Origin of the sequence: Dactylosporangium sp. NBC_01737, from assembly GCF_035963215.1 — a bacterium.
Lineage (GTDB): Bacteria > Actinomycetota > Actinomycetes > Mycobacteriales > Micromonosporaceae > Dactylosporangium.
The window spans coordinates 3,522,296-3,540,633 of record NZ_CP109153.1 but is presented as its reverse complement, the minus strand read 5'-3'; the positions used below and the strand labels follow the sequence as shown (position 1 = coordinate 3,540,633).

Genomic DNA, 18,338 nt, shown 5'->3' with positions numbered 1-18,338 from the left:
CCCTCCCCCTCACCCCGGTGTGCTTTCCCACGGCCCGGGCAGGGCGGCCCCCATGCGAGGTAGACGGTGGGTTTTCGCGATCGGTGCCTGGACCATGTGCACGGCGGCGATCAGCGCGTTCGGCATCGGCAGGGTCGAGGCCATTCGGTCGTCGCTGCTGGCCGCGACCCGTCCCTCGCTGGCCGCCTCCGCGTCGCCGTCCCTGTCACCGACGCCGTCGCCGGTGCCGTCGCCGGGCTCGCCGAAGGTCCTGCGCACCCCCGGCGGCAACGTCGTCGCCCGCTGCGACGCCGGCATGACCTGGGCGGACGCCCTGAGCCCGGCCCTGGGCTTCCACGTGCAGGACGCGCAGCAGGGGCCCGACGTGGAGTACCGCGTGACCTTCAAGACCGACGGCCGGGAGGTCCGGGTGGTGGTCCGCTGCAAGGACCTGACCCCGGAGGCCGAGGTCACCCTCGGCTGAACGGTCAGAGATACAGACCGACGCGGGGCGGTTCCTCGGTGACGGTGAGGCGCGGGGCGCCGTCGCGCAGGGCATACAGCTCCGCGAGGGTGGCGCCGTCCGGGCCGATGCCGGCGGGGGTGCCGAGCCACGTCGCGGCCTCGGCGAACGGCAGCGGCGCCACGTGCAGCTGGGCCAGGCAGCGGCCCGGGCGCACCACGGCGGGGTGCAGGTGGGCGACGTCCTCGTTGGTGGTGATCGCGACCAGCACGTCGCGGCCCTGGCCGAGGAGGCCGTCGGTGAGGTTGAGCAGGCGGGACAGGGCCTGGCCGGTGGCCTGCTTCGCCTCGCCGCGGATCAGCTCGTCGCAGTCCTCGAGCAGGAGCAGCCGCCACTTCGGCGCGCCGGCGTCGTCCTCGCCGAGCGCGGTGTCCATGAGGTACGCGGGGTCGGCGAACAGCCGCTCGGGGTCGAGCACGCAGTCGACCTGGCACCAGTCCCGCCACTGCTTCGCCAGGGTCCGCAGCAGGGTGGTCTTGCCGGTGCCGGGCGGCCCGTGCAGCAGGATCATCCGGCCGCTGACCTGCTCGGCGGTCGTGCCCATCAGGCGGTCCAGGGCCTCGGCGGTCTTCGTGGCGTAGTTGGTGCGGATGTCCGCCCACGGCTCGGCGGTGATCCGGCGCGGCGTGCGCTGCGGGCCGTGCTTGCCGTTGTGCCAGAAGCCGATCGACACGGACTCGTCCGCGGGTGGCGGTGGCTCGGTGGCGCCGTCGACGGCGCCGGCCAGGACGCTGTCGGCGAGCGCCGGGGAGACAGCGGTGACCGTGACGTTGCCCCGGCGGCCCTGCTTCCAGCGGGTGGCGCGCAGCGTCCAGCCGTCGCCGGCGGCGAGCGTGCAGACGTCGTCGTCGTCATACGCCTCGCGCAGGACCGTCGCGCCCTCGGGGAGCAGGGTCGCGTCGCGGCGGAGGTTGGACAGGTGGCGGGTGCGGGCATACGGCTGGCTGCCGGCAACGAACGCCGACAGCGCCAGCAGGTCGAGGACGTCGATGACGCTGTCCGCGTCGTCCACGGCGGCCGCGACCGGGACCACGGCGGTGGGATCGACGGGAGGCATGCATACCAGGATCAGGCCGGAGACGCCTGCAGTACACCAATTTTCCCGGCGGCAAGGGCGAGGTCCCGGGCGCGGACGGCGGCGCAGCGCTGCGCGGTCGCCGCGGCCTCCGCGACACCGGCGCCGGTGAGCAGGGCCAGGACGAACCCGGCGACGTACGCGGCCTGGTTGCGCGGCCCGGGCGCGGCGGAGGTGTGGACGGTGTCGGCGTCCTGGCTGAGCACGACCGCCCCGTCGGCGTCGAGCGTGACGGACACGACGGCGGCCGCGGTCGAGCGCAGCAGCATGCCGCGGGCCGCGGTGACGGCGGCGGCGTTGGTGCCCTCGACCACCCCGCTCACCGTGTCGAGGCCGGGTGTGACCAGGTCCGGGCCGAGATGCGCCCACGGGGCGAGGTCGAGGGCGTCGACGGCGAGCAGCGGCAGGTCGAGGCGGCGGGCGGCGAGCAGCTCGCGGACGGCGGGTCCGAGGGTGCCGGCGCCCAGGTCGCACACGACGACCGCCTCGGGGCCCTCGGCCAGGGACTCCTCCAGCCGCTGCAGCAGCGTCCCGGCCGCCGGGCCGCCCAGCGGGGCGGTGTCGCCGTCGTCGAACCGGGCCACCACCTGGCCGGAGGCGACGACGCGGCGCTTGGTGAGCGTGCGCCGGCCGACCGAGACGACCAGGCGGTCCGCGGCGGCGCTGTCCCAGACCTTGGAGCGCAGCGTGGCGCCCGCGTCGTCGTCGCCGGTCGCGCCGACGACGGTGGTCCGGGCACCCAGCGCGGCGAACGCCCCGGCGATGGCCGCGGCGCCGCCGCCGACCTCGCGGGTCGCGTCGAGCGTGATGACCGGGACGGGGGCTTCCCGGCTCATCCGGGTCGGGGTGCCGCTCAGCCAGCAGTCGAGCACGGCGTCTCCGACGACGAGCACGGGATGGTCCTGCCAGCGGGCGGCGAGCTCGGCGAATTTCACGCGCCGTGGCTACCCGGCTCGAAAGGGAACATTCTGCGACTTTGCAAACATCGCCTGCGACAATCACAGGATCGAACGCGCAGACGTGGCGATGATCGGTGGGGGCATGGCCGGCCTGTCCCTCGCCGCCGAGCTCGCCGATCTTGATGGCCGGCTGGTCGAACGGGTGGAGGCCGCGGGCGGTCACCGTGAGCCGTTGCGGATCGTGGTGCTCGAACGGGAGAACCAGTTCGGGTATCACACGACCGGGCGGTCCGTGGCCGCCTTCCTGGAGAGCTACGGCACGCCCGAGGTGCGCGCGCTGACCCGCGCGTCCCGCACGATCCTCGACGCGCTCGGCGCCGAGTCGGGCACGCCGCTGCTGCGGGCCCGGCCGCTGGTCTGGGTCGCCCGCGAGGACCAGCTCCCGGCCATGAACGCGCTGCTGACCGCCAACCCCTCGTTGCGTGGGACCGACGTCGAGAGCGCGCAGACGCTGTGCCCGGTGCTGCGCCCGTCGGCGATCGCGCGGGCGGCGGTCGAACGCACCGCGCAGGACATCGACGTGGACGCGCTGCATCAGCTGTACCGCAAGCGCGCCATCGCCGCAGGGGTGGTGCTGCGCACCGCGATCGGCCTGGAGGCCGGCGAGTGGACCGGGCAGGGCTGGAAGCTCACCACGGATCGCGGCGAGCTGGAGGCCGGGCGGGTCGTCAACGCGGCCGGCGCGTGGGCCGACGCCGTCGCCGGGCGGCTCGGGGTGACGGCGGCCGGGCTGACGCCGATGCGCCGCACCGTGGCGATCGTGTCCATCGAGGGCGTGGCGCCGAACTGGCCGCTGGTCCATGACGTCGGCGACGAGTTCTACTTCCGGCCGGAGAGCGGCGGGCTCCTCGTGTCGCCGTGCGACGAGACGCCGTCGCCGCCGGTCGACGCGGTCGCCGCGCCCGAGGACGTGGCCCTGGCCGTGGAGCGGGTCGCCGCGGTCACGACCCTGCAGCTGCGCCGGGTCCGCACCAGCTGGGCGGGGCTGCGCACGTTCGCGCCGGACCGCAACCCGGTCGTCGGGCCGGACCCGGTGCAGGACGGCTTCTACTGGTTCGCGGGGCAGGGCGGCTTCGGCATCCAGACAGCGCCGGCCCTGGCCCGGCTGGGCGCGGCGGAGCTGCTCGGCGAGCCGTTCGAGATCCCCGGCCTGCGGCGGGGAGCCCTGCACCCGCGTTAGCGGGTGGACGCCGTGCACCCGCACCAGCGCCCTCCGTGCCACCCGGACAGACGCTCCGGGTCCGCGCGTGCAGGCAGGCCTCTGCGGCTGCTCCGGCTGGCGGTCGGCTCAGGCGGGCCTTTGCAGCTGCTCCGGCTGACGGTCGGCTCGGGCCGGCCTTTGCAGCTGCTCCGGCTGACGGTCGGCTCGGGCAGGCCTTTGCGGTTGCTCCGGCTGGGGTGCGGTGCGCCGGACGCCGGCGAGCCCCGCGATCGTCGCCGGGTCCCGCAGCAGCGCCTGCTCCGCGTCGTCGACGAACGCGAGGTCGGCCTCGACGTGCCTGGTCGCCGCCGACAGCAGCAGCCCGACGACCGGGTCGGCCGCCTTGCGCCGCAGCCCGTCGAGGTTGCGCAGCTCGCGCAGCAGGTACGTGCGCTGCTGGCCCAGGACGGTCCGCACGGTCTCCGGGTCGCCGGAGCGGGCCGCGGCCGTCACCTTGAGGAAGAAGTCGTCGCGGAACCCGCCGCTGCGCGGGCTCGCCTCGTCCAGCCAGCGCCGCAGCTCGCCCCGGCCGGTGTCGGTGATCTCGTAGACGACCCGGTCGGGCTTCACCGCCTGGGCGTGCCGCTCGGAGCTCACCATGCCGTCGCGGGACAGCCGGTCCAGAATCTGATACAGGTGGCCGATGTTCAGCGGACCCCACTGCGGGCCGACCGCGTTCTCGAACGCGCCCTTCAGCTCATACCCGTAACTGGGTCCATGCGACAGCAGCGAGAGCACCGCGTGATGGATCGGCATGTCCAGAGACTACCCGCCCCTTGCATTGTCGCAATGCATTGCGACAGAGTAGTGGTCATGACCGCTACGTCCACGGGCGCCGCGCTGTCCGTCACGGGGCTCACCAAACGGTTCCACACCGGCGAGCAGGACATCGTCGCCGCCGACGAGTTGACCCTGCACGTCGACGCGGGCAGCTTCACCGCGGTCACCGGGCCGAGCGGCTCGGGCAAGTCGACGCTGCTGCACCTGATCGGCGCGATCGAGTCCGCCGACGCCGGCACGATCGTGGTCGACGGCGTCGAGGTGACCGCCCTGCGGCGGCGCAAGCTCAGCGAATACCGGCGCACGGTCGGCTTCGTATTCCAGCGCTACCACCTGCTGCCCGCCCTGACCGCGCTGGACAACGTGATCGCGCCGGTGCTGCCGTTCCGGGTCGGCTTCGACAAGTCGACGCGCGCCCGCGAGCTCCTCGAAGCGGTCGGCCTCAGCGGCCGCGAGCGTGCCCTGCCGGCGCAGCTGTCCGGCGGGCAGCAGCAGCGGGTCGCGATCGCCCGGGCACTGATCGGGTCGCCGAAGCTCCTGCTGGCCGACGAGCCGACCGGCAACCTGGACTCCGCCAACGGCACCCAGATCCTGGACCTGCTGCTCGACCTGCGCGAGGCGCACGGGATGACGGTGCTGCTGGCCACGCACGAGCAGCACATCGCCGCCCGCTGCGATCGGCTGATCCGGCTCACCGACGGCCGGCTCACCGACGACATCGACCTGACCGCCGGCGAGGACCCGGCCTCGACGCTCGCACGCGCCACGCAGCTCCGGCTTTAGCCTGATTTCACCCCTTTGCGCAGGTACGATCAACGCTACGTGCTTGCGGGTTGGGGGTGTGACATGCCGCAACTGGACCTCGGCGTGCTCGCGCAGACCGAACGGCTCGCCGCACTGCGCCGCGCGCGGCTGCTGCTGGCCTCGTCATCGGCGCCCGTCGACGGCCTGGTCCGGCTCGCCGCCCGCTCCGTCGTGGCGCCGGTCGGCCTGCTGACCCTCGTCGACGACGAGCGGATGCACATCGTCGGCCGGCACGGGCTGCCGCCGGACCTCGACCGCGTCCACGCCGAGCCCGCGACCAGCTCCTTCTGCCAGTACGTGGTGACCGAGAACGCACCGCTGGTCGTCAGCGACGCCCGGGACCACCCGGTGCTGCGGGACCTGGGCGCCGTGCAGGACCGGGGGGTCACGGCGTACCTCGGCCAGCCCATCCACGACCTGCACGGCTACACGCTGGGCGCGGTCTGCGTCACCGACTCCGTGCCGCGGCACTGGACCGACGACGACATCGCGGCGGTGGCGGAGTGCGCCGCGATGCTGGAGGTCATGCTCGGCGCCGAGACCAGCCGCCAGGACATCGCGATCGCCGCGGCCGAGACCGACGCGGTCCTGGAGACCGCGCTCGAGGCGTTCGTCGGCATCGAGCTCACCGGCGAGATCACCCGCTGGAACAGGGCCGCCGAACGCACCTTCGGCTGGTCGGCGCAGGACGCCATCGGCAAGCAGGTCGACGAGCTGATCATCCCGGAGCGGTTCCGGGCCGCGCACCGCGCCGGGCTGACGCGGATGGCGCGCGGCGGCGTACCGAAGCTCATCGGGCAACGACTCCAGCTCTACGCGATCAACCGGGCCGGCGACGAGTTCCCGGTCGAGCTCACCCTCAACGTCGTGGAGGGCCCGACCGGCCGGCACGCCCACGCGTTCGTCTACGACATCAGCGAACGCGTCGCCGCCGAACGGCAGCTGGCCCGCGAGCGCCACTTCCTCAGCGCCCTGCTCGACAACCTCGACGCCGGCGTGATCGCCTGCGACGAGCGGGGCAGGCTGATCCTGTTCAACCGCGCCATGCGGGAGATCGCCGGCGCCGACGCCGACACCACGACCGCCGAGGCGCTGGTCCAGCAGTACCGCGCCTACCAGCCCGGCGACGCCGCCGCAGACGACCTGCCGCTGGTGCGCGCGTTCCACGGCGAGCACGTCCGCGAGGCCGAGGTCGTCATCCACCTGCCCGAACGGCCCCGCCGCAGCTTCACCGCCAACGCGCAGCCGATCCGCGACACCGACGGCAACCGGCTCGGCGCCGTCGCCGCCCTGCACGAGGTCACCGACCGGCGCCGGGCGCAGCGGATCATCGAGTGCGAGCTCGCGGTCGCCCGCACCCTGGAGCAGGCCCCCACCATCGAGGACGCCGCGCCGGAGCTCCTCGGCACGGTCGCCCGCACCCTGCAGTGGCCGCACAGCGAGCTGTGGCTGGTCGACAAGGTCGGCAACGTCCTGCGCAACGCGGGGATGTGGACCGAGCCCGGCTACGTCATTCCCGAGCCCGGTCCGCTCGCCCCCGGCGTCGGCGTCTCCGGCGTCGCCTGGGAGACGGGCCAGCCCACCTGGATCCCCGACATCTCCGTCGTCGGCAGCCGGCTCAACGTGCCGTCGCTGGCACGGCACGGGCTGCGGGTCGGCCTGGCCGTGCCGATCCGCGACGGCGGCGGCGTCACCGGCACGCTGAGCTTCTTCGGTGACGCCGCCGAGGAGCCGGAGCAGCACCTCATCGCGCTGCTGTCCGGCATCGCCGCGCACGTCGGGCAGTTCCTGGAACGCCGCCGCGCGGAGGACCTGGCCCGGCAGCTGGCGCGCACGAAGGACGAGTTCATCTCGCTGGTGGGCCACGAGCTGCGCACGCCGCTCACGTCGATCTCGTCGTACACCGAGCTGCTCCTGCACGACAACGACGACGAGACGACCCGGTCACAGTTCCTGTCGGTCATCGCCCGCAACGCCGAGAACCTCCGGGCGATCATCGACGACCTGCTGGACCTCGCCGGCCTGGAGAGCGGCTACGTCTCCCTGGTCGAGCGGCCCCTCGACTTCGCCGCCGTGGTCCGCGCGTCCGCCGACACCGGTACCCGCGCCGCCCGCGAGAAGGACATCGACATGCGAGTCACGCTGCCCGACGGCCCGGCACCCGTCGCCGGCGACCAGCCGCGGCTGCGCAAGGTCGTCGACCACCTCGTCACCAACGCGGTGAAGTTCACCCCGGCCGGCGGCCGGGTCGAGATCGAGCTGCTGCGGGACACGGCGGGGGTCGACCTGCGCGTCACCGACACCGGCGTGGGCATCCCCGAGGAGGAGCGCTCCCGCCTGTTCGAACGCTTCTTCCGCGGCTCCAACATCCGCAGCCTCGGCCTGCCCGGCACCGGCCTCGGGCTGGCCATCAGCCGTACCGTCGTCGAGCGCCATGGCGGCACGATCACCGTCACCGACCACGGTGAGAAACCTGGCACGACCTTCCTCGTCAGGTTGCCGTCGCTGTAGAGCGGGGCACAATGGTTGCTGATGCAACTACGACGATTGACCCTGCTGTTCGTGGCGAGCGCCCTGGTGCTCGCCGGCTGTGGCGACTCCGCACCGTCCTGGAAGGGCGGCGGCGGCTCCAGTACGGCGGCGGGCACCGTCAAGGTGGCCACGCCCGCTGACGGCTCCAAGGACGTGTCGACGGCCACCTCCATCGTCTACGAGGCGTCCTCCCCGGACGCCACCGTCACGCTGCAGGACGCCGCCGGCACCGCTGTCGAGGGCGTCGCCCTGAAAACCGCGTCCGCTGCCTCGCCTGCCCCTGGTGGCACGGAGTGGATGCCGGCCAAGCAGCTGAAGTACGCCACCGAGTACACGGCCACGGTCACCGCCGGCGGCGCCAAGACCACGGTGAAGTTCACCACCATGGCCAAGCCCGCCAGCCTCACCCGCACGTCGAGCCAGATCGGCGACGGCGCCGTCGTCGGCGTCGGCATGCCCATGATCCTGTCCTTCGGCGTCGACATCCCGAAGGACAAGCGCGCCGGCATCGAGAAACGCCTGTTCATGTCCTCGGACCCGCCGCAGGAGGGCGTCTGGAACTGGTTCTCCGCCAAGGAGATCCACTACCGCCCGAAGGAGTACTGGCAGGCCGGCACGAAGCTCTCCCTGCGCGCCGCCGTCGGCGGGGTCTCCTTCAGCGGCAAGTCCTATGGCGAGAAGGACCTCACCGTCGACGCCACCGTGGGCAAGAAGCTCATCATGGAGGTCGACAACGCCACCAAGCAGATGACCGTCACCGAGGACGGCGTCCTGCTCAAGACGATGCCGGTCTCCCTGGGCAAGCCGAGCAACCCCTCCGACAGCGGCAACTTCATCGTCATGGTGAAGAACGAGTGGGAGTGGTTCGACTCCTCCACCTACGGCGTCCCGGTCGACTCCCCCGACGGCTACCGCACGAAGGTCGAGTTCCCGCAGCGGATCACCTGGAGCGGCCAGTACATCCACGCCGCCCCGTGGTCCGTCAAGGACCAGGGCAAGCGCAACGTCTCCCACGGCTGCGTCAACATCTCCCTCGACCTCGCGAAGTGGCTGTACGGCGTGACCCACATCGGCGACCCCGTCATCGTGAAGGGCACCGAGGAGCGCGTGAAGTACGGCGACGGCTGGACCGACTGGGAACTGTCCTGGGAGGACTACCAGAAGGGCAGCGCCCTCTGACCCTCCGCCCGGGTGCCCCGTCAGGGCGGCCGTTTTGGCTGGCCGGGTGGGGACCTGGTAACCTGATTCATCGCGCACGGTGACGCGTCCCTGTTGCTTGCGCCTCAACGTTTCCAACCCGAGCTAACAAGACGAGGTCTGTCGCGTGGCGAACATCAAGTCCCAGATCAAGCGCAACCGGCAGAACGAGAAGCGCCGCCTGCGCAACAAGTCGGTCAAGTCTTCGCTGAAGACGGCGATCCGGAAGTTCCACGAGGCGACCGCCGCCGGCGACAACGAGACGGCCGCGACGCTGCTCCGTGCCGCCACGCGCAAGCTGGACCAGGCTGCCAGCAAGGGCGTCATCCACAAGAACCAGGCCGCCAACCGCAAGTCGGCGATCACCAAGAAGCTGGGCTCGCTGGCCGCCTGAGCGGTCCACCAGCACTGCGTTCCGCGGAAAGCGCCGCCCGGACGGGCGGCGCTTTCGCTGTGCGCGCCCGCTGCACACCTGACACCGATGAGCCGGAGGATCCCCGGGTACCCACCCCGGCGATCCTCCGGCTCATCATCTATGTCCCCGGGCCGCACAGCCCCGTACCGGCCCGGGTCAGGTGACGTTGCGCTCTCCCCGGCAGTTCCGTGCCCTGTCGCCCGGCACCGGCCTTCGCTGAACGGTCAGCGCGCCGCTCCCGTCAGGCGAACCGCCCCTGGTTGAAGCCCCCGGTCCGCTGCCGGGTCAGGTCCTCATCGGTGCGCCACGGCCGCTCGGCGTGCCGGCCCGGCTGGAACTGCCCCGACGAGAAGTGCCCGGTGTCATCGGCCCTGCGCCGCCCACCCGGCTGCCGCTGCGCGTGCCGCCCGCCGGCGGCGTCCCTGCCGCCCGCACGGCCGTTCTCAACCGGCCGGGTCGGCTCGTTCGGGTCGGGCTCGTCGGCCGGCTCGTACCCGCTCCACGCCGCCTGCCCCGCCGCCCAGCCGGTCTGAGCGCCCCGGCTCGCCGTGGTGCCCCACTGCGCCTGATCCGCCCAGCCGGTCTCGTCGTCCCAGTCCGCCCACGGATCGACAGGCTCCCCATGCGGCGACGCCCCGTTCCCGCCGCCGTGCTCGGCCCGATCCGACCGGTCTGCGTGGTCGGCCCGGCCTGCGTGGTCGGCCCGGCCCGCCTGGTCGGCCCGGCCCGCCTGGTCGGCCCGGCCCGCCTGGTCGCCGCGGTCGCTGCGGTAGCCCTGGTCTGCCCAGTCGCCGCCGCCGTTGTGCCCGGCCTGACCTGCCTGCCCGCCCATACCTACGTGCTCGCCCGAACCCGCCTGCCCGCTCATGCCCACGTGCTCACCCGAACCTGCCTGCCCGCCGAAGCCGGAGTGGCCGCCCGGACTGCTGTGACCGCTCGGACCGCCGTGACCGCCTGGGCTGGGGTGACCGCCTGAGCCGGGGCGACCGTTCCTGCCCGGATGGCTGTCCGAGTGGCCGGTGGCGGCAGCGTCGGCACGACCCGCCGAGCGGCTGGTCCATGCGGCGCGGTCGCCCCACACCGTCTCGTCACCCCAGTTGGCCTGACCGCCGCCGGCGCCGGTCTGCCCGGTCCAGGCGGCCTCGTTGCCCCAGCCCGCACCGGTGTCCTCGCCCCACGCCTGCCGGCCCTCGCCGGTCGCCGCCTGCTCCACCCGCACCGGGTGCCCACTCCACGATCCGTCGTTCTGGCGCACCCCACGCCCGCGACCGTCCGTGACGTCCTCAACGTCCCGGCCACGCCCCTCCGCCGCGCCGTCGCCCCGGCCGTCGCCCGGCGCGTACCCGGACGACCCCGACGCGGCCCGCGGGTCCCTCTCCCAGCCGGTGCCCGACTCCCAGCCCGCGGGAGCGGCGCGATCCCAGCTCTGCCCGTCGTCCTCCTGGTGCCAGACCTGGTCACCGTCACCCTGACCGACCTGGCCGGCCTGCCCGTCGTGGCGCGCCTGACCGTCCTGGTCCCAGCGCTGCGCAGCGCGGCTCTCCTGGTCCCAGCCATGTGCGGACTGACCGTCCCGGTCCCAGCCACGAGCCGAGTGACCAGCCTGACCGCCCTGGTCCCAGCCGTGCGCGGAGTGACCGTCCTGGCCCTGAGCTGACACGCTCTCCTGGTCCCAGGCACGCCCGCCCTGACCGTCGCGGTCCCAGCCGTCCTGATCCTGACCGTCGTGGTCCCATGCCTGCCCTGGACGGCCGTCGTGGTCCCATGCCTGTCCGGGACGGCCGTCGTGGTCGTGGCGCCGGCCGGCCTGCGTCGACTGGTCCCAGTCCTGGCTGATCTCGCCGGAACGGTCCCAGTGCTCACCCGTCTGCGTCGACCGGGCCGACTCGTCCCAGCCCGTGCGGGTCGGCCAGGTGCTGCCGCCGGTCGCCTGGTCCCAGCCCTCATGCTCACCGGTCCGGCCGTGGCGGCCTTCGGCGCCGGTCTCGTCGTCGCGGAAGCGTGTCCCGCGGGTGGTGTCCGCCTCGCGGTACGCCGGGTGCACGCCGGTGTCGCCGTCGCGGAGATCCGGCCGGTGCGCGTCGTCCTCGTGGAACGACGAGTGTGCCCCGCCCTCCCCTGCCCGGAACGCCGGGTGCACCCCGGTGTCCCCGTCGCGGAACACCGCGTGCTGACCCGAGTCGCCGTCACGGAATGCCCGGCCGGAGCCGGTGTCACCCTCCCGGAACGCCCGGCCAGAACCCGTGTCGCCGTCCCAAACCGCTCGACCCGAGCCGGTGTCACCATCGTGGAACGCCCGGCCAGAGCCCGTGTCGCCGTCGTGGAACGCCCGGCCGGAGCCCGTGTCGCCGTCGCGGAACGCCCGGGCGGAGCCGGTCTCGTCCTCGTGGAACGCCGAGTGGGTGCCCGTGTCGCCGTTGCGGGCGGCGCGGCGGCCTGCCGTGTCGGTGATCGGCTGGCCGGGTGGGACGTCGCCGGCGGGCGAGATCCCGTATTCGTTGCTTGGAGGCGCCTCCGCCTGGCGGGTGGCGCCGCGCGGGCCGCCGTCACGGGCCGGGACCGAGATCCGGATGACGCCGACCTTCTTGCGCTGCGCCGGCGGCTCGCTGGCCGCCTGCCGCGTCGCCGTGCGGGTGCCGCCGACCCCGGCGCCACTACCGGCCCCGGTGCCACCGCCGGCACTCTGCCGCACCCCGACACCCCGCCATTGGCAGCGCCGCCTCCGGTGCCGGCGCCGGCCGCCGAGACGGCCGCGCCCCCGCAGCGCCGGACGAGCCGACGCCCCCGGACGAGCCAGAACCGCCGGACGAGCCAGAACCGCCGGACGAGCCAGAACCGCCGGACGAGCCAAGACCGCCGGGCGAGCCGAGGCCCGCGGATGAGCCTGAGGCGCCGCCGGGGACGGTGGCGCCGACGAAGCCGGACCTGGCGACGCTGCCCGCTCCCGCACGGCCAGAGCCGGCGACCGAGATCGCGGTCCCGGACGAGTCGCGGCCGGCGGCGCCGGCTCCGGCGGCGCGGGCCGCGGCGCCGGCCCCTGTGCCGGTGGAGTTGCCCGAGCCTCGGGCCATCTCCGCGCGGTCCAGCGCCGTCGTGGTCCGCCGCGTAGCGGAGGTCGGGTCGTCGTCGTGGGTGGGAAGATCCACCCGGGTGGATGACGCCCGTTCGGATGAACCGCGGGCGGCGGAGCGCGCCTGGGCGCGGACCCGCTTCGAACCGCCGATGGCCATGTCGTTGACCTTGACCATGACCGCGACGACCGCCGGGAGGACGGGGACCGCCCACCAGCTGACCAACTCGGCGAGTGCAAGCAGCACGCCGGCCGCGATCATGCACTCGAACAGCATGAAACTGACGAATCCGCCGATGTGCAGGTGGCGAAGCCGCAGCGCACGCACATACAGCGGCGCCTGTGGGGCGAACCCGTTGCTCGTCGTCATCGTCCTATTCCTCCAGCACGCGCCGCGACCACTGCGAACACAGCCCGCTCGAGCGCATAGCCGCGGTCGTCCGAGCCACCCTTGACGGCGGCATTGCACTCTGCCGCCACTCGCATGGCATCAACGAGCGCATCGGGCGTCCAGCCACGGGCTTGGCGCTGTGCGCGTTCGACCTTCCACGGAGGCATTCCCAAACTTCCGGCAAGTTGATATGCGTTGCCGGTGCCCGCGGCGGCCACCCGGGCGACGGTCCGGACGCCGTCGGCGATGGCGTCGGCGATCGGCACGGGGTCCACGCCGACGTGCATCGCCCACCGCAGGGCCTCCAGCGCGGCCGCGATGTCGCCGACCATGACGGCGTCGGCGACGGTGAACCCGGAGACCTCGGCGCGGCCGCGGTAATACTGCGCGACGGTGCGCACGTCGATGCGGCCGCCGGTGTCGGCGACGAGCTGCGAGCACGCGGCGACCAGCTCACGCAGGTCGTTGCCGACGGCGCCGAGCAGGGCCTCGGCGGCGTCCTCGCCGATCTTGCCGCCCTGGCGGCGGATCTCGTTGCGCACGAAGTCGACGCGCTCGCGGTGCTTGCTGATCTTCGCGGCGGGCACGACGTCGGCGCCGGCGGCCTTGAGCCCGTCGGCGAGGGCCTTGCCCTTGGCGCCGCCGGCATGGGTGACGACGAGGACGACGTCGTCCTCGGGGTCTTTGGCATACGCCAGCAGCGCCGCGATGATGTCCTTCTTCGTGTCCTGGCCGCTGTCGACGACGAGCACCCGCCGGCCGCCGAACAGCGACGGGCTCAGCAGCTCCGCGAGCTCACCGGCGAGCAGCTCACCGCCAGGGCGGCGGTGGACCTCGGTGTCGGGGTCGTCGGCGCGGGCGGCGGCGATGGTGTCGGTGACGGCGCGGGAGACGAGCAGCTCCTCGTCGCCGATCACCAGGCGGAGGCGGGGCAGACCAGAACCAGACACGCGAGTCATCGTGTCACGACCCCCCGACAGAAACTCAGCGTGCGGCGGCCGGACCATGTGCCACCACCGCGAGGTGCCCGGCGGCGTCCCGGACGACGGCGACGTCGCCCTGCTCGTCGGTGCGCACGACCCGCGCGCCGCCGCGGGTGAGGCGGGCCAGGACGACCGGGCTGGGATGGCCGTAGTCGTTGCCGGCACCGACGCTGACCAGCGCGATCCTCGGCGCGACCGCGTCGAGGAACGCCGGGTCCTGATACGAGGAGCCGTGGTGGGCGACCTTGAGCACGTCGGCATGCAGGGGCGCGGTGAGCAGGCTCAGCTGCTCCTCGGTCTCGGCGTCGCCGGTGAGCAGCAGCCGGACCCCACCGACGGTGACCGCGACGACCAGTGAGTTGTTGTTGACGTCGGATCGGGTGCCGCTCACGGCCCGCGCGGGCCCGAGGACGGTCAACCCGACCGCGCCGACGGTGAGGGTGGTCCCGGCGGGCGCGTCGAGGGTGGCGATCCCCCGGTCGAGCACGGCCCGGCGGCCGGCCGCCGGCTCGGCGAACGGCGGCGCGAGCAGCCGGTCGACCCGGCGCCGGCGCAGGACGCCGTCGAGCCCGCCGATGTGGTCGACGTGGAAGTGGCTGATGATCAGCAGCGGCACCCGCCGCACCTGAAGGTCCCGCAGGCACCGGTCGACGGGGTCGGCCTGCGGCCCGGCGTCGACGACGACGGCGTCGTGCCCGCCGGCGGCCACGACGAGCGCGTCGCCCTGCCCGACGTCGCAGGCGACGACGAGCCAGCCCGGCGGCGGCCAGCCGCTGGCGAGCAGCCGGACCGGCACGGCCCCGAGCACCGCGGCGACGGCGACGACCAGGGCGAGGCGCCGCACCACGGGCCGGCGGAACGCGACCAGCAGCACCGCGAGCAGGCCGCCGAGCAGCAACCCGCCGAAGGTGCCACCCGGCCACGGGAGCACGCCGTCGGGGACGGCGGCGCCGTGGTGGGCGATCGTGACGAGCCAGCGGGCCGGCCAGGCAGCCACCCACGCGGTGAACTGCGCGACCCCGGGCAGCACCGGCGACGACACCGCGGCGAGGATGCCCAGGACGGTGGCGGGCGCGACGGCGGGCGCGGCGAGCAGGTTGGCCGGCACGGTGGTCAGGCTGACACCGCCGGAGATGCCCGCGATCACCGGCGCGCAGGCCGCCTGAGCCGCGGCGCGGCACGCACACCGCCTCGGCCGCGAACGCCGGCCAGCCCCTGGCCTGCAGCGCCTCCGCCCAGCGCGGCGCCAGCAGGACCAGGCCACCGGTGGCGAGGACCGACAGCGCGAACCCGGCGTCGACGGCCAGCTCGGGGTCGGCGACGACGAGCACGAGCACGCCCGTGGCGAGGGACGGCAGCACGGCCCTGGGGCGGCCGAGCGCGAGCGCGACGAGGGCCAGGCCGCCCATCGCGGCGGCCCGCAGCACGCTCGGCGACGGCCGGACCAGCACGACGAACCCGACCAGCGCCAGCACGCAGATCAGCGCGGCGACCTTCGGCCCGGCGCGGCACCAGCGGGCAAGCATCAGCACCAGCCCGACCACGATCGCGAGATTCGCGCCGGAAACGGCGGTCAGGTGCGTCAGGCCGGTGGCGCGGAAGTCCTCGGCGAGCTGCTGGTCCAGGCGGCTCGTGTCGCCGACGACGAGGCCCGGCAGCAGCCCTCCCGGCTCGGCGGGCAGCGGCCGGCAGGCGCGCTGGAGACCCGCTCGCAGTGTGCCCGCGGCCCGCTGCACCAGCGGTGCGGGCGCCACCCGCGCGGGGGCGCCGGGGACGGAGACGATGGCGGCGCGCAGGTCGCCGCCGTCGGGCGGGGACAGCCGGCCGGTCGCCTCGACCCGCTGCCCCGGCAGGAGGCCCAGCCAGGCCCGGTCGCTCGCGAGGACCAGCACCCGCGCCCCCAGCTCGACGCCGGCGCCGTCGGGGGTGCGCAGCCAGGTCAGCCGGGCCGGCACGATGACCGTGGGGGCCCGGCCGGCCGTCTGGCGGCCCAGCCGCGGGTCGTCGGAGACGCGCAGCCCGACCTGCACCGTGCGGTGCTCCGCGGCCAGAATGGTGAGTGGTTGGGCGTCGCGCTCGCCGACCCGGGCGGCCGTCGCGACCGCGCCGCAGGCGACGCCGAGCAGCGCCGCGACGACCACCCACCGTGTCGGGCGCAACGCGACCGAGGGGAGCCGGGTCCAGGCCGCGGCGAGGGCGAGCGCGCCGAGGCCGACCGCCCAGCCGGCCCGGGCGGGGCAGAACAGGCACGCCAGCGCGGTCAGCCAGCAGCCGATCGCGGCACCGGCCAGGCGCAGGTCGGCGCTCACACCGTCACCCGGTCCTTGAGCTGCTGAAACTTGGCGTCGCCGATGCCTTCGACCTGGCGCAGGTCGGTGACGGCGCGGAAGCCGCCGTGCCGGTCGCGATACTCGACGATGCGCTGCGCGAGGACCTCGCCGATGCCGGGCAGCGTCTGGAGCTCGGCGACGGTCGCGGTGTTGAGGTTGACGGGTCCACCACCGCCGCCGGCGGCGGGGCCCGGAGCGGCGCCGGGCGGGGCCGGGACGCCGACCGCGATCATCTCGCCGTCGATGACCTTGCGGGCCAGATTGAGGCCGGTCAGGTCGGCGCCGGGCAGCGCACCGCCGGCGGCCGCGATGGCGTCGGCGACCCTGGCACCCGCCGGCAGCTCGACGAGGCCGGGCCGCTGGACCTGCCGTTGACCGACACGATCAGCCGGGCGGCGGCGCTGCTCGCTGCCACGGCCGGGACTGCGGAGACGGCGGCGGCCGGCGGCGCGGGGGTGACCTGCGGCCGGGACCGCCACGCGAGGAACGCCGCGCCGCAGACGACCAGCGCAGCGATGACCGCCAGGACCCGCACGCCCCGCCGGCCCGGATCGACCGCCGCCAGCCAAGGCCGCCGCCCGCCACCGGAATCGTCGAGATCGTCGTGGTCGACCGCGGCCGTCCGTGACCGCCCGCCGCCGGCGGCGGGATCCGCCGGCACGGAAAAGGACCCGTCCCATGGATACGCGTCGGGGGACGGATCCGGCGGGAGGCCGACCACCCTGGCCAGCCGCCCCGCCGGCTCCGTCCCACTGTCTGCAGCGTTGCGCCTCATGCCCGGCCACGCTAGGACCGGTCACCGGTCACGGACCCCCGCGCGACGGCCCGCCTGTGGACAACCGAGCCGTTGTGGACAACTACGGCACGTGCACCACCACGGCCACCATCCCGGGCCCGACGTGGGCGCCGACGACCGCGCCGACCTCCGTCAGGTACGCACCCCGCAGCCGCTCCCCGAGCCGCTCCTTCACCGTCGTGAGCAACGCGTCGGCCCGGTCCGGCGCCGCCAGGTGGTGCACTGCGACGTCCACGACCGAGGACCCCGCCGCCTCGTCCGCCATGTCGACGAGACGGGCGAGGGCGCGGCTCGCCGTGCGTACCTTCTCCCGCACGACGACACCCTGGTCGGTGGTGTGCAGGATCGGCTTCACCGACAGGGCGGTGCCGAGCAGCGCCGCGGCCGCCCCGATCCGCCCGCCGCGGCGCAGGAACTCCAGGGTGTCGACGTAGAACAGCGTCCAGGTGCGGGCGACAGCGTCCAGAGCGGCCTGCCGCACCTCGGGCAGCTCGGCGCCGGATGCGGCCGCCGAGGCGGCGGCGAGGGCGGGAAAGCCCAGGCCCATCCCGGTGGACTGGGTGTCGACGACGGACACGGCGCCGTCGAACTCCGCCGCGGCGAGGGTGGCGGCGTCGTACGTGCCGGACAGCTTCGCCGACAGGTGCACCGACAGGACGGCGGGCGCACCAGCGGCGAGCAGCCGCCGGTACACCTCGGCAAAGGCCTCCGGGGACGGCCTGGACGTGGTGACGGCGACGCGGCGGGCGTTGAGGGCCTCGGCGACCGTGGCGGAGTCGACGTCGACGGTCTCGAGGCCGGGGACGCCGTTGACGACGACGGCGAGCGGCACGACGGTGAGCGGCCGGCCCGGGTCACCGGCCAGGTCGGCCGGCAGGCAGGCGGTCGAGTCGGTGACAACGGCGACGGCAGGGTGTGAGCCGGTCATGACGGCACCGTAGCCGATCAGCCGCTGCGGACCGAGACCACCTGGAACGGGGTGCCCTGCTGGCAGGTGCTCATGAGCCCTGGCTGCGGCGTGCCGACGACGGTCACACGCTTGCCGACCTGCATCGCGGCCCGGTCGCCGCCGAGCAGCAGATACAGCGTGCCGGGGGTCTTGAGCAACAGGCAGCCCACCTCGACCCCTTCGACGACCTCACCGGAGACGGTCATGCCAGACCCGGAAGGCGCGCGGGACGCGGGGGACGCAGGAGCCGCAAGCGAAGGCACCGCCGAAAAAGCAGCAGACGACGAAGCCGCAGGCGTCGTCGTCCCGTCGGACGGAGCCGCACAACCACCGAGCGCCGACGCAACGACGGCG

At 74.2% G+C, this 18,338-nt stretch carries 14 protein-coding genes and 2 pseudogenes; 6 read left to right on the top strand and 10 right to left on the bottom strand.

Annotated features, from left to right (window positions below):
- Positions 1-94 precede the first annotated feature (94 nt).
- Positions 95-463: a hypothetical protein gene (locus OHA72_RS15955; protein ID WP_327008598.1), complete on the top strand. Its 369-nt coding sequence runs from the start codon at positions 95-97 to the stop codon at positions 461-463.
- A 4-nt stretch (positions 464-467) separates the two neighbouring features.
- On the opposite strand, the gene OHA72_RS15950 is transcribed toward OHA72_RS15955, so the two are convergent.
- Positions 468-1,559: a DUF5925 domain-containing protein gene (locus OHA72_RS15950; RefSeq protein WP_327008597.1), complete on the bottom strand. Its 1,092-nt coding sequence runs from the start codon at positions 1,557-1,559 to the stop codon at positions 468-470.
- 11 nt (positions 1,560-1,570) lie between these two features.
- The gene (locus tag OHA72_RS15945) at positions 1,571-2,512 is read right to left on the bottom strand and encodes a PfkB family carbohydrate kinase (protein ID WP_327008596.1); all 942 of its coding nucleotides are present in this window, start codon (positions 2,510-2,512) and stop codon (positions 1,571-1,573) included.
- 106 nt (positions 2,513-2,618) lie between these two features.
- Between OHA72_RS15945 and OHA72_RS15940 the strand changes: the two genes are divergently transcribed.
- Positions 2,619-3,716 carry an NAD(P)/FAD-dependent oxidoreductase gene (locus tag OHA72_RS15940; RefSeq protein WP_327008595.1) on the top strand — a complete coding sequence of 366 codons (1,098 nt, stop codon included), beginning with the start codon at positions 2,619-2,621 and terminating at the stop codon, positions 3,714-3,716.
- 108 nt (positions 3,717-3,824) lie between these two features.
- On the opposite strand, the gene OHA72_RS15935 is transcribed toward OHA72_RS15940, so the two are convergent.
- On the bottom strand, positions 3,825-4,493 hold the full coding sequence (locus OHA72_RS15935) for a PadR family transcriptional regulator (RefSeq protein WP_327008594.1): 669 nt from the start codon (positions 4,491-4,493) through the stop codon (positions 3,825-3,827).
- A gap of 57 nt (positions 4,494-4,550) precedes the next feature.
- On the opposite strand from OHA72_RS15935, the gene OHA72_RS15930 reads away from it, so the two are divergent.
- The 4 genes from OHA72_RS15930 (at position 4,551) to rpsT (ending at position 9,444) form a co-directional block, all read left to right on the top strand.
- Positions 4,551-5,300, top strand: a complete 750-nt coding sequence (locus OHA72_RS15930; RefSeq protein ID WP_327008593.1) for an ABC transporter ATP-binding protein — start codon at positions 4,551-4,553, stop codon at positions 5,298-5,300.
- 63 nt (positions 5,301-5,363) lie between these two features.
- On the top strand, positions 5,364-7,832 hold the full coding sequence (locus OHA72_RS15925) for a sensor histidine kinase (protein ID WP_327008592.1): 2,469 nt from the start codon (positions 5,364-5,366) through the stop codon (positions 7,830-7,832).
- A gap of 21 nt (positions 7,833-7,853) precedes the next feature.
- Positions 7,854-9,032 carry a L,D-transpeptidase gene (locus tag OHA72_RS15920; protein ID WP_327008591.1) on the top strand — a complete coding sequence of 393 codons (1,179 nt, stop codon included), beginning with the start codon at positions 7,854-7,856 and terminating at the stop codon, positions 9,030-9,032.
- 145 nt (positions 9,033-9,177) lie between these two features.
- Entirely contained in the window at positions 9,178-9,444 is a 267-nt protein-coding gene (rpsT, locus tag OHA72_RS15915) for a 30S ribosomal protein S20 (RefSeq protein WP_203853336.1), read from the top strand.
- Positions 9,445-9,706: 262 nt separating this feature from the next.
- On the opposite strand, the gene OHA72_RS15910 is transcribed toward rpsT, so the two are convergent.
- The 7 genes and pseudogenes from OHA72_RS15910 to OHA72_RS15880 all read right to left on the bottom strand — a co-directional run bounded on the left by OHA72_RS15910 (position 9,707) and on the right by OHA72_RS15880 (position 18,190).
- Complete coding sequence (locus tag OHA72_RS15910) at positions 9,707-12,157, bottom strand: hypothetical protein (RefSeq protein WP_327008590.1); 2,451 nt, start codon at positions 12,155-12,157, stop codon at positions 9,707-9,709.
- Positions 12,120-12,905, bottom strand: coding sequence for a hypothetical protein (locus tag OHA72_RS64675; protein ID WP_442788587.1), 786 nt, complete (start codon positions 12,903-12,905; stop codon positions 12,120-12,122). Before OHA72_RS64675 ends, OHA72_RS15910 begins: the two co-directional genes overlap by 38 nt.
- The gene (gene holA, locus OHA72_RS15900) at positions 12,902-13,885 is read right to left on the bottom strand and encodes a DNA polymerase III subunit delta (RefSeq protein ID WP_327008589.1); all 984 of its coding nucleotides are present in this window, start codon (positions 13,883-13,885) and stop codon (positions 12,902-12,904) included. Before holA ends, OHA72_RS64675 begins: the two co-directional genes overlap by 4 nt.
- Positions 13,886-13,910: 25 nt before the next feature.
- A pseudogene (locus tag OHA72_RS15895) lies at positions 13,911-16,218 on the bottom strand (ComEC/Rec2 family competence protein).
- Positions 16,215-17,014, bottom strand: a pseudogene (locus OHA72_RS15890) (ComEA family DNA-binding protein). Before OHA72_RS15890 ends, OHA72_RS15895 begins: the two co-directional pseudogenes overlap by 4 nt.
- An 82-nt stretch (positions 17,015-17,096) precedes the next feature.
- Complete coding sequence (locus tag OHA72_RS15885; RefSeq protein ID WP_327008588.1) at positions 17,097-17,963, bottom strand: DegV family protein; 867 nt, start codon at positions 17,961-17,963, stop codon at positions 17,097-17,099.
- A 17-nt stretch (positions 17,964-17,980) separates the two neighbouring features.
- Entirely contained in the window at positions 17,981-18,190 is a 210-nt protein-coding gene (locus tag OHA72_RS15880) for a hypothetical protein (RefSeq protein WP_327008587.1), read from the bottom strand.
- Positions 18,191-18,338 lie beyond the last annotated feature (148 nt).

Bases quoted from the DNA above. Each gene is read 5' to 3' on its own strand.
- OHA72_RS15950 (WP_327008597.1), bottom strand. From the start codon at position 1,559: ATGCCTCCCGTCGATCCCACCGCCGTGGTCCCGGTCGCGGCCGCCGTG.
- OHA72_RS15885 (WP_327008588.1), bottom strand. From the start codon at position 17,963: ATGACCGGCTCACACCCTGCCGTCGCCGTTGTCACCGACTCGACCGCC.
- OHA72_RS15920 (WP_327008591.1), top strand. From the start codon at position 7,854: ATGCAACTACGACGATTGACCCTGCTGTTCGTGGCGAGCGCCCTGGTG.
- OHA72_RS15940 (WP_327008595.1), top strand. From the start codon at position 2,619: ATGGCCGGCCTGTCCCTCGCCGCCGAGCTCGCCGATCTTGATGGCCGG.
- OHA72_RS15930 (WP_327008593.1), top strand. From the start codon at position 4,551: ATGACCGCTACGTCCACGGGCGCCGCGCTGTCCGTCACGGGGCTCACC.
- OHA72_RS64675 (WP_442788587.1), bottom strand. From the start codon at position 12,905: ATGACGACGAGCAACGGGTTCGCCCCACAGGCGCCGCTGTATGTGCGT.
- OHA72_RS15935 (WP_327008594.1), bottom strand. From the start codon at position 4,493: ATGCCGATCCATCACGCGGTGCTCTCGCTGCTGTCGCATGGACCCAGT.
- OHA72_RS15955 (WP_327008598.1), top strand. From the start codon at position 95: ATGTGCACGGCGGCGATCAGCGCGTTCGGCATCGGCAGGGTCGAGGCC.
- holA (WP_327008589.1), bottom strand. From the start codon at position 13,885: ATGACTCGCGTGTCTGGTTCTGGTCTGCCCCGCCTCCGCCTGGTGATC.
- OHA72_RS15880 (WP_327008587.1), bottom strand. From the start codon at position 18,190: ATGACCGTCTCCGGTGAGGTCGTCGAAGGGGTCGAGGTGGGCTGCCTG.
- OHA72_RS15925 (WP_327008592.1), top strand. From the start codon at position 5,364: ATGCCGCAACTGGACCTCGGCGTGCTCGCGCAGACCGAACGGCTCGCC.